This is a genomic window from Kitasatospora sp. NPDC057015, from assembly GCF_042673745.1.
GTDB lineage: Bacteria > Actinomycetota > Actinomycetes > Streptomycetales > Streptomycetaceae > Kitasatospora.
This window is the reverse complement of record NZ_JBHUSG010000068.1, coordinates 1-11,780: the sequence shown is the minus strand read 5'-3', so window position 1 is coordinate 11,780 and position 11,780 is coordinate 1. Positions and strand designations below refer to the sequence as shown.

General features: G+C 72.2%; 12 protein-coding genes. 6 read left to right on the top strand and 6 right to left on the bottom strand.

The window, feature by feature from the left end; genetic code table 11:
• Positions 1-144: 144 nt before the first annotated feature.
• The 3 genes from ACFTWP_RS37975 to ACFTWP_RS37965 all read left to right on the top strand — a co-directional run bounded on the left by ACFTWP_RS37975 (position 145) and on the right by ACFTWP_RS37965 (position 3,468).
• The gene (locus tag ACFTWP_RS37975; RefSeq protein WP_380269692.1) at positions 145-1,026 is read left to right on the top strand and encodes a hypothetical protein; all 882 of its coding nucleotides are present in this window, start codon (positions 145-147) and stop codon (positions 1,024-1,026) included.
• A gap of 277 nt (positions 1,027-1,303) precedes the next feature.
• Positions 1,304-2,221, top strand: a complete 918-nt coding sequence (locus ACFTWP_RS37970) for a GNAT family N-acetyltransferase (protein ID WP_380269691.1) — start codon at positions 1,304-1,306, stop codon at positions 2,219-2,221.
• Complete coding sequence (locus ACFTWP_RS37965; RefSeq protein WP_380269689.1) at positions 2,218-3,468, top strand: ATP-grasp domain-containing protein; 1,251 nt, start codon at positions 2,218-2,220, stop codon at positions 3,466-3,468. Before ACFTWP_RS37970 ends, ACFTWP_RS37965 begins: the two co-directional genes overlap by 4 nt.
• 64 nt (positions 3,469-3,532) lie before the next feature.
• Here the strand turns inward: ACFTWP_RS37965 and ACFTWP_RS37960 are convergent, their stop codons facing one another.
• Entirely contained in the window at positions 3,533-3,712 is a 180-nt protein-coding gene (locus ACFTWP_RS37960) for a hypothetical protein (protein ID WP_380269688.1), read from the bottom strand.
• 845 nt (positions 3,713-4,557) lie between these two features.
• On the opposite strand from ACFTWP_RS37960, the gene ACFTWP_RS37955 reads away from it, so the two are divergent.
• The 3 genes from ACFTWP_RS37955 to ACFTWP_RS37945 all read left to right on the top strand — a co-directional run bounded on the left by ACFTWP_RS37955 (position 4,558) and on the right by ACFTWP_RS37945 (position 7,629).
• Positions 4,558-5,736, top strand: coding sequence for an esterase/lipase family protein (locus ACFTWP_RS37955; protein ID WP_380269687.1), 1,179 nt, complete (start codon positions 4,558-4,560; stop codon positions 5,734-5,736).
• Between the two features lie 108 nt (positions 5,737-5,844).
• Positions 5,845-6,216 (top strand): hypothetical protein, encoded by a 372-nt coding sequence (locus ACFTWP_RS37950; RefSeq protein WP_380269686.1) that lies wholly within the window; start codon positions 5,845-5,847, stop codon positions 6,214-6,216.
• Between the two features lie 231 nt (positions 6,217-6,447).
• On the top strand, positions 6,448-7,629 hold the full coding sequence (locus ACFTWP_RS37945) for a DUF6236 family protein (RefSeq protein WP_380269685.1): 1,182 nt from the start codon (positions 6,448-6,450) through the stop codon (positions 7,627-7,629).
• Positions 7,630-7,734: 105 nt separating this feature from the next.
• Here ACFTWP_RS37945 and ACFTWP_RS37940 read toward each other — a convergent pair whose 3' ends face one another.
• From ACFTWP_RS37940 to ACFTWP_RS37920, 5 genes are all read right to left on the bottom strand, one after another.
• Positions 7,735-8,031, bottom strand: coding sequence for a hypothetical protein (locus ACFTWP_RS37940; protein ID WP_380269684.1), 297 nt, complete (start codon positions 8,029-8,031; stop codon positions 7,735-7,737).
• Positions 8,032-8,203: 172 nt separating this feature from the next.
• Positions 8,204-8,404: a hypothetical protein gene (locus ACFTWP_RS37935; protein ID WP_380269683.1), complete on the bottom strand. Its 201-nt coding sequence runs from the start codon at positions 8,402-8,404 to the stop codon at positions 8,204-8,206.
• 84 nt (positions 8,405-8,488) lie between these two features.
• The gene (locus ACFTWP_RS37930) at positions 8,489-8,836 is read right to left on the bottom strand and encodes a DUF317 domain-containing protein (protein WP_380269682.1); all 348 of its coding nucleotides are present in this window, start codon (positions 8,834-8,836) and stop codon (positions 8,489-8,491) included.
• A 194-nt stretch (positions 8,837-9,030) separates the two neighbouring features.
• Positions 9,031-10,824 (bottom strand): hypothetical protein, encoded by a 1,794-nt coding sequence (locus tag ACFTWP_RS37925; RefSeq protein WP_380269681.1) that lies wholly within the window; start codon positions 10,822-10,824, stop codon positions 9,031-9,033.
• Positions 10,821-11,780: AAA family ATPase (locus ACFTWP_RS37920; protein WP_380269680.1), on the bottom strand; the 960-nt coding region annotated here is incomplete at its 5' end. The genes ACFTWP_RS37925 and ACFTWP_RS37920, both read right to left, overlap by 4 nt.

Sequence of the window (11,780 nt, the reverse complement as noted above, 5' to 3'; positions counted from 1 at the left end):
CTTCGACGAGGAAGGCCGGGCCCTGCCCGACCATCCCGAACGCGCCGTTCGCCGTTCGCCGATCACCTCGCGGAGCAGCTGCCCGGGTGGACCGTGCGGCCCTGCCCTCTCAACCCCGGCCGGGACCTCGATGAACTCGCGGAAATGGCCTGGGGCTGGGGCAGAACCTCGTGGACCACCACCACCGCTCCGGACACCGCAGTCGCCCTCACCGGCCCGGAAGGCGAGTACCTCCTCGCGGTGCGGACCACCGCGGACGCCCCGCTGCTCGTCGGCGCCGCCCGGTTCGACGACATCCCCCCGTTCGCCTTCGGCGAGGTGGCACCGCCCGCGCCCGTGGCCGTCGCGGCCGGGGCGGGCCCGGCAGCGGCAGCGGCCACCATCAGGGACCTCGCGCCACGCTGCCGACAGGCCGAGTGGAGCACCCGCTCGGCTGCCGTCACCCACGCCGTCGAGTGCGTCCGGGACCTGGAAGCGCACGGGGTCGCCGCACCCGGCCGCCGTGGCCACGGCGGTGGCCACCGCCCGGAAGAAGCTCGCAACCGCGCCGCCTGGCGCCACGTCGAGACACTTCTCGCCCAGGCAGGACAGGTCACCGCGGGCATCCGTGCCTCGACCGGAATCGAGGACCACCTCAACCCGGTCATAGGCCCGGAGCTCAGGCGGCTCTACGCCGTCGACGCCGCCCGCCTGCAGCTCCAGGAGATCCGGACGGGCTGGAACGAAGCGATGGCGGACATCACCAAGGCCGCCACCGCCAAGGGCACGGACCCACTCCCGGTCCTGCGCCGCGCCGAGCACCTGCGCAACCACGAGGCGTGGCCGCACGTGGCGCGCCTGGCCGCCGGACCGCTGCCCGTCCTGACCGCGCACGTCGCCCCCAGGATCGGCACGCCGACGGCCAGCCGGGCAGCACGGGCCCAGGCGGCACGGGCGGGCGCCGTCGCCCGACCCGACCGGCCCCCGGCGCTCCCGGCGACGCCTGGACCGGTACAGCAGCCAGGCCCCCGGCGCCCCGCCCGCTGACCGCGAGTCCCCGACCGGACCGCCCACCGACCGATCACCACTCACCCACCGGAGAAGCCCCATCACCCCCGCCAACCTCGACTCCGACCACGGGCGCGCCGACGCCATCGGCGTCTGGTACGACACCGTCACCGACGCTCCCCACGACAGCCACCCGGCGCCGCACCCCTCCCGCAGCCGTGCCTGGAGCACGGCATGGGAAGGCGTCACCACCGAGCAGGTCCAGGCCCACCGGCACCTGCATGCCACCGACTTCGCGGCCGGCCGCACCGAGACGGTGCCGTACTTCCTCGTCCCGGCCCGCGGATGCCCGTACTGGAGCAGCCAGGAAACCGACGCGGGCGTACCGCCGGCGTGGCTGGGGCCCGTCCTGTACTCCGGCAGCCCGCACGGCCAGTACGGCGGCGCCGGGACCTCCAGCGCCCCGCTCGCCTCCCTGACCGCGAGGGCGGGCTTGGACCTCGCCGACGAACTCGGTGCCCACGCCGTCGTCTACCCGGGTCTCACCGCCGAGCAGGCCGCGAGCCTCACCGTCGCCGGCCGCCACCAGGGCGCCGCCCGGGTCCTCGACCTGGCCACCGACGTCGCGCACGTCCGCGACCTCGGAGGCGACCTGGACCTCTGGTGGAACGGGACACCCGCCGGCCACAGGCGCGACATCCGCCGCCAGTGGCGCCGCGCCACCGAGGCCGGACTTACCCTCGTCCCCCTCACCGGACAGCAGATGCTGCCCCACCTGCCCGCCTTCACCGACCTGGCCGTCGGCACTGCCGAGCGCCACGGGACCGCCCTCTACGGGCGCGATCTGTTCGAGCGCCTCGCCGAGGTACCCGGTGCGGTCCTGCTGGCCGCCCGCCACGACGGGTACCTCGTCGGCGGCCTGTACTGCTGGCTGCACTCCGGATGCCTCTACCTGTGGGCCAGCGGCATCGACTACCGGCACCCGCTGGGCCGCCACGCCTACACCTGGCTGATGACCGAGGCGCCCCGCTGGGCGATCGAGCAGGGCGCCCGCCGCATCGACGCCGGCCGCGCCAACTACCAGGCCAAGAAGCGCCTCGGCTACCAGCCGCACGTCCTGCGCACCGTCATCCACCTGCCCACCAACGCCGACACCACCGCCGACGCCCTGACCGCCCTCTCGCGCCGCCTCGGCGAACAGGCCCGCCGCCAGCACCCGGACCTGCCCTGGTGAACGCCCAGTCCCGCACCTCCCCATCTACCGAAGGAACGACTCTGACCAGCTCGCTACTTGTGATCAACTCCGGCGACCGCGCGTACCGGGAGTATTCGCTCGCCCAGATCGCCGCTCACCACCAGGTCGTCCTGATCGGCCGCAGCGGGCCGAGCTGGGAAGGCCCGTACATCGCCGACCACGAGGTCGCCGACCTGGACGACCTGGACGACCTGGTCGGTGCGGTCGACGACCTCCTCGTCAACGACGTCCGGGGCGTTCTCACCTGGGACGAGTTCTCCCAGTTCGGCGCCGCTCACGTCGCCGCCCTGCTGGGGACGCCCGGCAACTCCACCGCCACCGCCATGGCCTGCCGGGACAAGGCCGCCAGCCGGGAAGCGTTCGCCGCCTGCGTTGTGCCGTCGGCGAGGAGCACCCTGGTCACCACCCTGGAGGAGGCCGAGCAGGCCGCGGCGGCCACCGGGTACCCGCTCGTCCTCAAGCCCGCCCGCCAGGCCGGCAGCCTCGGCGTCATCAAGGCCGCGGGCCCCGGCGACCTCGCCGCCGCGTACGCCCACGCCGCCCAGGCCGCCCAGGACGACGAGGGCGCCGACGTCCTGGTGGAGGAGTACCTGGACGGACCGGAGATCTCGGTGGAGTGCGTCACCGTCCAGGGCGTCACCACCCCGGTGGCGGTCACCCGCAAGCAGCTCGGTCCGGAGCCGTTCTTCGAGGAGGTCGGCCACTCCGTCGAGGCGGGCGACCCGCTCCTGGCCATCGCCGGTCCCGTCGCCGTCGCGGCGCTGAACGCCCTCGGCTTCACCACCGGTGTCAGCCACGTCGAGATGCGCCTGACCGACACCGGCCCGCGTCTGATCGAGGTGAACGGCCGGTTGGGCGGAGACCTGATCCCGCACCTGGTACGGGAGGCCACCGGCATCGACCTGCCGCTCGCCGCCGCCGACATCGCCCTCGGCCTGGAGCCGGACCTCGTTCCGACCCGGCGCCGGGCAGCGGCGATCAGCCTGGTCTACGCCCCCGCCACCGGCCGCCTGACCCGCGCCGACGCCGACCCCGCGCTCGGCAGCGAGCCCTGGCTGGAGCGCCTGGTGTGGGAGAAGCAGGCCGGCGACCACGTGGCACTGCCGCCCGACGGCGACCTCGGCACCGCCCGCGTCGCGCACATCGTCGCCACCGGCACCACCGCCGAGATCTGCCTGCAGCACCTCGCCGACGCCACCGGCACCCTCGACATCACGGTCAGCTGACCGAACGGCGGGGCCGGGGCCGCCGCAGCGTGCGGCCCCGACCCCGCCGGTACACCTGCCCTGGTTACGGACGGATGCGTGCGCGCCACTCCTGGGTCCGGCGCTCGTTGTCCTCGGAGATCCGGGCGGCCTGGGCGAGGACCCGGTCCACGTCCTTCGCCGAGTAGCCGGTGACCTCCAGCTCGCTCCCGCGCAGGCGCAGGACGACCCGCTTGTCCGCGTGCCGGTGGGCGAGCGCCTGCACGACGGCGCTGCATGGAGGGCCAGATGGTCGGGCTCATGCCGACGAGGAGCGCCACCAGGATCCCGGGCGTCTCCGCGCTGAACTCGAGCTTGCGGCCCACCGTCTCGCCCTCGGCCCGCAGCTCGGCCCGGACCTCCTCCTCGGCGGCGACGCTCACCCGCAGGACCAGCTCGCTGAGGTCGCCGGGGTCCAGCGAGATGACCAGCGAGGTGGTGACCTCGGGGCACGCTGCCCGCGCTTCCGCGCTGGCGTCGGCCGCTGCGGCGATCCGCTCCAGGAGCGCGGCGCGCCCCCGGAGTTCGGCGGCGACGGCGCGAGCAGACACGCCGCGGGCCGGGTCCTCGACCGCTTGCTGGAGCCGCACGAGCCCCGCCATCGTGAGGCCGATCTGCCGGTCGGAGTCGACCAGGAGCCGCTCGTGGCCCTTCAGCGGGTCGGCGGAAAGGGCGGTCTGGCGTCGCCTGAGCGATTCGCCGCAGGCCGGGCTGCAGTAGACCCGGGGCCGGCCCCGGGTACCCGGCGGTCGCTCCCGAAGAGTCCCCGCGCAGCTCGGGCAGTACCTGGCCATGTCAGTCCTTCCAGTAGGAGAAAACTGACCGTAGCGGCCGGGTTGTGGGGAAATACGCCGGGTAATTCAGCCTGCCCGTCTCCTGCGGATACGGCCGACGAGCATTGGCGCAGGACGGTGGACTACCCGCACTCACGACTTGCGCCAGCAGGTGACGGCCTCCACTGAGACGGCCGATTCGACTCTGGCCCGCCGAACCGGCTGCGGTCACAGCCCTGCTGCGGAAGAATCGTCGCGTCCCGCTGCTTCGGGCAGTCCGAACTCTTGGAGGCCGCATATGATGCCCGCGCGGGATCGCGTCGCCGTCGTGTTCGTTCACGGATTCTTCTCAGGTCCCCATACCTGGGATCCGCTGGTGAACCTCCTGAAGACGGACGAGGAGCTGGGGTTCGCCGACCTGTACCCGTTCCAGTACAGCTCGCCGAAGCTGCGGCTTCGGCCGGACCGGCGCATTCCCGATTTCAACGACCTCGCGGATCGGCTGAGGACGTTCCTGGAACTCAAGGCGGACCGATACGAGCGCTTCGTACTGGTGGCGCACAGCCAGGGCGGACTCGTGGTCCAGCGGTTCCTGGCCCGGATGATCGCCGACACCAGGGGCCCCGACCTCGCCTCGATCAAATCCGTCGTGCTGTTGGCCTGCCCGAACGAGGGCTCGGACTTCGCACTGTCCCTGCGTGTCCGGTTTCTGCGCAACCCGCAGGAACGGCAGCTGCGACCGCTTCACGAGCAGGTGAAGGACGCCCAGCGGACGGTGCTTGCCAAGATCGTCTACGCCACGGAACTGGGACCGGGGTCGTGCCCGATCCCGTTCCATGTCTACGGCGGAACCGAGGACAACATCGTCCGCAGGAGTTCCGCCCAGAGCGGGTTCCCCCAGCCCCGGATGCTCGCCGGCGACCACAGCGGCATCATTCGGCCCGCAACCCGGGACGCCGACGTGTACCAGGCGCTGCGGGCCCACTTGCTGGCTGCCTCCCAGGCCCCCGGCCCGCAGGCAGCCGTGCCTGTTGCCAGCCACCCGCATCCTGGCGACCGGGACAAGGCGCAGCGGCTCCTCCGCGTCCTGGACCCTCACGCGCCGTGGCTTCGGGGGCTGCGGATGCAGAACTTCTACACGCACTCCGGCCGGGTGGACCGCCTCTTCGACGAGGCCGTCACCGAGCTGGGGAGCGATCCGATCCGGTACGTCGACCCGGCCCTGCACGAGGCGGATGCCGCCTGCCTTCAGGCAGCGCAGAACTTGAACTGGGCGACGGAAGGTCTCTTCGCGGACCTGCTCGCCCCCAACGCACTGGACGGGCTGACTCATCCGCAGGACGGCTATGTGCTGCGTCCGGGGCCGCACAAGTCCGGCGCGACCGAGAACAGCTTGCACAAGCTGCGGGTGGTGTTCTTCGAGAGGTACGACACTCTCGTGTGCCTGCTCAACGAGAGGTCCCTGCTCACACCGTGACGGGGCGTTGGAGTCGATGTGCTCCGGATCACGTCGGAATAAGCGGACATTAGGGAACCAATCGTGCTTCTCGGAGCATTTACTCCCGTACACCACGAGAGGGGCTCCTTGAACACTCCTGACGGCCGCGACCCCGAGACTCCCCGGTACACCCACTTCCACTTCGGCGAGGCTCCCCAGCCCGCGCCGGAGCCGGCCGCCGTCCTCGCTGTTCCCCACCCTGCCGCCCTGCGCCCGCGCGGCATCGTCATCACCTGCGCCGCTTGCGGCGCCGGCCGCGACTGGCTCCTGATCCAGGTCGGCGACCTCGTCTTCGTCCGCTGCCGCTGTGCGCACGAGTGGCAGGAGCACGACCTCGGTGCCGGCGAGGTCGACGGCGCCCGCATCCCCGGCGGCCCCGAGAGGGAGTGGGACAGCTTCGAGCACCTGTACGCCGGCCTCGGCTTCGACGGCCTGTTCCGCATGACTTACCTCGGGTGACGGGCGAACGGTGCCCGCAGGCGCAGCCGGCCGGGCCGCCAGCGCGCCGAGCCCTTCGGCTGACTGTCCCGCCGGAGCACTGACTCCGGCGGACGGCCAGCCGCCTTCGAGACCGCCTGGGTGTCCGAGGCCCTGACCGTTGCCCGTCCGCTGCATCCCGCGGCGGTAGCATCGCGTCGGGTCTCGAACACGCGACGTGATGATGGCAGCCGGCCAGGCGAGAGGGCAGTGATGCAGCGGATCGGTCTCTATTACCCGTACGTGCACTTCCGCGACGACGCCTGGGTGAAGGCCGCAGCACTGTACTGCCCGAAGCTGGCCCGGGTCGTGCCCTCGGGCTTTCCGGTCGCCGACCCCGACAGCATCAAGGCGCTGCGCGGCGAGCTGGACTTCATCATCGACCAGGACCCGCGGCAAGCTGCGGCGGCCATCGCACCGGCATTCATCCAGGCGGTCCGCGACCACCAGGACGCCCTGCCCGGGCGCTACCGAGCGGCCCTGGAGCGGCCGTTCACCCGCCTTCGGGTCAACTCCCCACCCACCGCACCGGGCGAACCGCTGCGGGACCGGCCCCTGGCCGGTCTGTATCCGGGCGAGGTCAGCCAGGAGCTGACCGAGGTGCTGCAGGAGACCGACCTGGCCAGGATGCCCCCCCGAAGGCTCGACCCCGGACACAACCCCATCAGCTGGCTGGCCATGGATCCGGCCATCGCCTGGATCTACAAGTGCGCCCTCACCGAGGAACTGGCCCGCCAGACCGGCTACACCCCGACCACCGACCAGGTCAGCGCCCACGCCGCAGCACGGAACTGGACGAGCGAGAACATCGCCGCCGCACTGCTCGGCAGGGCCCCCGCCGCTCTGGAGACGGACGTGTCGGCAAGGATCGGGTTGATGGCCGTGCAGTGCGTTCTGCCATCAGGGCTGCGCAACGTACCCATCGAGAAGATCATCGAACTGCGGCGCACCCATGGTCAGGAGTTCACCGCCTTCGCCGAGGGCATCGACAGGACCGTTGCCGAGCTGCGCGAGAGCACCGCCGGCGTCACCGACCGCGGCGCCTTCGAGCAGCACCTCCAACTCACCTTCGACACCAACATCGCGCAGCCTCTGGACAAGCTGCGCAGCGCGATGGCCGGGCTCAACATGACGGTCTTCACCAGCGCCCTCGGCTTCCAGGCGCCCGCGGTCGGCGCCGCCGTTGGCCTGTGGGCCGGCACCGCCCCGGTCGCCGTGACCGGCCTGGCCGTGCTGGGCGTCACCGTGCGCCAGACGGTGGCTGGCCTCCGTAAGGAGCAGATGGGCAGTTCCCCGGTGGGCTACCTCCTGCGGGCCGAACGCAACCTGAAGCCCAGCACGCTGGTGGGCCGCGTAGGACGCAGCGCGCGCCGCGCAGTCGGCACCGGCATCTGAGCTGACCGGCGCCCAGAGCCTGAAGGGTGTCTGGAGCCGAAACACGTCGGGCCCGCACCGCTTGCGCGGTGCGGGCCCGACGTGTGCCTTCGGTCAGTTGGCGGTTTAGCGGACCATGCCGTTGACGGAGTCGACCGGGGCGACAAGGCCGGCACGGAAGAGGCGCAGCAGGCTCAGATCGACGGGGCCGGGGCGGCGACCCAGGTGCCGGGCGAGGTTGCGGTCGCTGCACGGGTTCTCGGCGAGGCGCAGGCGGTGCAGGACATCAGCGTCGGTGATCTCGTCCCAGAGCGAGGACACCAGCCGCAGGTTGATGACGGCGAGCCCTGTGATCAGCAGCTCCCCGCTGGCCACGGAGCTGTACCGCAGGGCGTCGTACACGACGACGACTGCGAAGGTCATGGCGGTCGAGGCGCTTGCGGTGGCCCACGCGAGTACGGCCGTCTTGACGGCGCGGGAGCGGATGCGGGGTCGGGGGCGGGCGGAAGGCTTCACGGCTTCTCCAGAACGACGAAGGAACGAGGGCGTCCGGCCGGAGGGCGTGGGTCGGGCCACGCCCTCCGGCGTCCGATGGCTAGTCGGACGGGCCGCCCTGCTGGGGCATCCGCGCGGTTGCAGTTGCCGCCAGTGCGGCGCTCTGGAGCCGGTGGAGCTTGATCTGGAGAGCGATCTGCTGGCAGCAGGTCAGGGCGAGCGTGGCGCTCAGGAGCCCGAGGTGGAGAACGGCGCAGACGGCGGCGGTGGCGGCGGTCGACACGGCGCCGACGATGGCCATGTAGTGGACCGAGGCGAAGAGGCTGACGAGCTTGGTGTCCGGGGCGGTGGAGCTGGTGGTGATGGTGGATCCCTTCGCGGGTGCTCAGCGGGCGGGGCGCTCGTACAGGGCGGTGAGGAGGTCGAGCACCAGCTCGACAGGGGCGTCACGGTCGAAGGTTGCCTTCCACCCGGGGTGGCGGCTGGTGCCCGTGACGGCGATGGTCCAGGTGTCGGCGTTCGGGTCGTCGGGCGCGTAGCCGAGGTAGACGCGGGTGTCGGGGCTGGCCGCATGGAGGCTGCCGCGAGGATCGATGACCCAGCTCCAGCTACGGGCCGCCAAGAAGTCGGAGATCAGGTAGGGGCTGCCGGGGCCGACGAGCCAGGCCCGGTGCTCGATGCTGGCGCCCGGCTTGAGTCCGGGGACGGTGGGAGCGGTGATCGCCACGGTCACGACGCTTCGCCTTCCTGTTCGGGGGAAGCGTCCATATTTGCTTGGTTTCGACCGGTTCGCGTAGTGATATCCGTCTGCCGGAGGCGAACACCAGGGCAGAACGCAGAGCACCCCTGCAGGCGAGCAAAAAGCCCACCAGCAGGGGTGCGAGGAGTCCGGCTATACAGGTGTCCTGTCTCGATGAACCCGGCGTCTCAGCGTGTTTTGCGGATGGCGTCGGTGGCGGCCTTGGCGATGGCGGCGGGGGCACTGGAGGGCCGGGGCAGGTGGAGCAGGGTGGTCCCCGGCAGGTGGCGGGATTCCGCGGTGAGGGTGAGCTGGAGTACCGCGCAGCCGGCGGCGGCGAGGCGCTTGATGCGGGTGACGGCTTGAGCGGTTTCGTCGCGGGCGTACTGGGCGTCAGTAACGACAACGAGGAGACGGCCGGTGCCGGGGCGGCTGAGGTCGAGGCCGTGGTCGAGTGCATCGATGGCGTCGGCGAGGTTGTGGCTGCCACCGCTGGCGTTGAACGTCGTCACGCGCTCTGGTGCTCGGTGGGTGGGCCGGGTCAGTGCGGTCAGATGCGCGTCGTAGGCGATGGTGGCGGTGCGGGAGTCGGGGCCGGTCATGGCCGCTGCGCGGGCCACGATCCAGGCAGCGGATGCGACGGGCCCGCAGGCGGCCGACATGGAGCCGGAGACGTCCACGGCGATCCCCGCCCGCAGCGGTGGGGTGGGTGAGTTGCGGCAGTGGGTGGCGGTGAACGGCTCTGCGGTGGGCATCGATCCGGCGGCGCGTTGGGCGTCGCGGGCGAGGGCCGCGCGCATGTTGAGGCGGCCGGGCGGGGTGGGGCTGGTGGTCCGCTCCTCGGTCCGTTCCCGATAGGCCGCTGCGCGACGCGCGCGACTCAGGCGCGCGGCGGCACTCTGCTCGGCTGCGGTGGGCCTGCGGGTGCCGGTGACCGGGTTGCTGGAGGGCATCGGTGTGCCGTCGGGGCTGACGGTGGCGCTGCGCGAGTTGAAGACCGACTTGGCGGTGGCGGCGGCCTTGCGTCGCTGGCCGGCCTGCTGGGCGCGGTCCTGGGTCCGTGCTTGGGCTTGCGAGGCCATGGCGTTGTTCGCGGCGGCCTGTGCCGCGAGGTCGGCGGCGTCGGTGGCGGCCATGCTGTCCATGACGACCACCACGGCGTCGGACAGCAGATCAGTGAGGTCCTCCGGCACGGGCAGAGCGGGGGAAGCGGTGTCCAGGGCGTCGCACCAGTCCTGGGCGTGCGCGAGCATAGTCGTGGCGTCGTGGTCGTCGACCTGATGGGCTGCGGTCCAGATGCCGCTGAGGGTGGCCAGCAGGTCGGTGCCCAGGACCTTCTCGCACAGGTCGGCGACGGCCCGGGTCTCGCCAGCGTCGAGGATGCCGACGTCCCGACGGCCGAGGATCAGGGCCGCCGCGCCGGCGGCGTGCTCGACGCCCTGGAGGGTGGGGTTGGCGATGTCGGGCATGACCAGGGTCCGGGCACTGGTGCGCAGGTACGTGCGGTCGGTGGGCCGCCTGACCAGGTGGGCGCCCTCGGCGCGGCTCTCCTCCAGCAGGAGCGCGGCCTCGACGACGCGCGGGTCCGCGCCGGGCGGCTGCCGCCAGACGGAGTGGGCGGCGTGAGCGGCCTCGTGGACGAACACTCCCCAGGCAGCGGGATAGCGCTCCTCGTCACCCACGATCCGCGGACGGACCTCATGGGCCTGAAGGGGGGCGAACAGGCCGGCGTCGAACTCGATCTCCCCCAGACCGGGGAAGTAGCCGGCCGGTGCGCCGCTGCGGGTGCCGGGGCGGCAGGTGACGAGCAGGTCCTGGCGGCCGGACAGGGCGACCAGCCGGTCGCCGAGCTCGGCTCCCACGCGCAGCCACGCGGCCGGGGAGGAACGGGGCGGTGCGGGCCGGGCGCCGTCGTCGTCCCAGCGCGCGAGGTCGTCGTCGGGCGTGGTGGCGGAGGGTTGGACGTGGTGGTGGGTGCTCATCGCTGGCGGCCCCGGTGCGCGGCTGCGGTGCTGCCCGGGGGCTGCCGGGCGGCCGAGGCGGTCGAGGCGGAGAGCTGGTTGCCGAGGGTGAGGGGCGCGATCTGCTTGACGCCGGCGATCTTCTTGACGGCGTCGGCGACGGCGTCGCGGTCCTCCAGGGGAGCGATGCCGACCAGGTTCGCGAGCGCGGCCTTGGTGCCGAGGACGGCCTCCGTTTTCTGGTAGCTGAGCAGCTCGCGCAGCTGGGGGGCCCAGCCCAGTTCACCCAGCTCGACCTGGCGGGCGAGGTGTCGGGCGACCCGGACCACCCGGGCATCGATCCGCAGCGCCAGGGCGAGGTCGTAGTCGGTACCGACCTGGATCTGTACGCTGAACCGGCTCGCCAGCGCCTCGGTCAAGATCGCTCCGTGGACGTTGGGGTTGTGGCCCGCCACCACGTAGAAGCCCTTCTCGGCCTTGATGGTCTCGCCCTTGTGGGCCTTGACCTGGATCTGGCGGCGCCCGTCCATCGCCGGGTAGAGCGCTGCCAGGACCTTCGGTGAGATCAGGGTGGCGTCGTCGATCAGCAGGGGCCGACCCTCGGTCATCGCGGTGATGACCGGGCCGTACTGGAAGGTGTAGCCTCCGCCGTCGGCCTGCGTGTACTCGCCGATCAGGTCGCCGACGGTGGTGTCGCCGTCGCCAGCGACGGTGATCAGGTCGTCGAACGCCGCCTCGACCAAGCTCGTCTTGCCGGTGCCCGGGGGGCCGTAGAGCAGCACCGGCACGTTGGCGTCGCGTAGGCGATTCAGCGCCTCAACGTCGGGCAGGTCGGCCAGCTCTCGGGGGTGGTAGAGCTGGCCCCCCGCACGGCGGATCGGGCCGCCCGGCTTGGACGCGGGCGCTGCGGGAGCGGTCGTGCGGGCCGTGGCCGCGGCGGCGCGGGGAGAGTGCGTTCCCGGCGGACTGATCGCCGC

Excerpts from the sequence above, each read along its gene's own strand:
- ACFTWP_RS37925 (WP_380269681.1), bottom strand. The coding sequence starts at position 10,824 with ATGAGCACCCACCACCACGTCCAACCCTCCGCCACCACGCCCGACGAC.
- ACFTWP_RS37955 (WP_380269687.1), top strand. The coding sequence starts at position 4,558 with ATGATGCCCGCGCGGGATCGCGTCGCCGTCGTGTTCGTTCACGGATTC.
- ACFTWP_RS37945 (WP_380269685.1), top strand. The coding sequence starts at position 6,448 with ATGCAGCGGATCGGTCTCTATTACCCGTACGTGCACTTCCGCGACGAC.
- ACFTWP_RS37975 (WP_380269692.1), top strand. The coding sequence starts at position 145 with ATGGCCTGGGGCTGGGGCAGAACCTCGTGGACCACCACCACCGCTCCG.
- ACFTWP_RS37935 (WP_380269683.1), bottom strand. The coding sequence starts at position 8,404 with ATGGCCATCGTCGGCGCCGTGTCGACCGCCGCCACCGCCGCCGTCTGC.
- ACFTWP_RS37940 (WP_380269684.1), bottom strand. The coding sequence starts at position 8,031 with ATGACCTTCGCAGTCGTCGTCGTGTACGACGCCCTGCGGTACAGCTCC.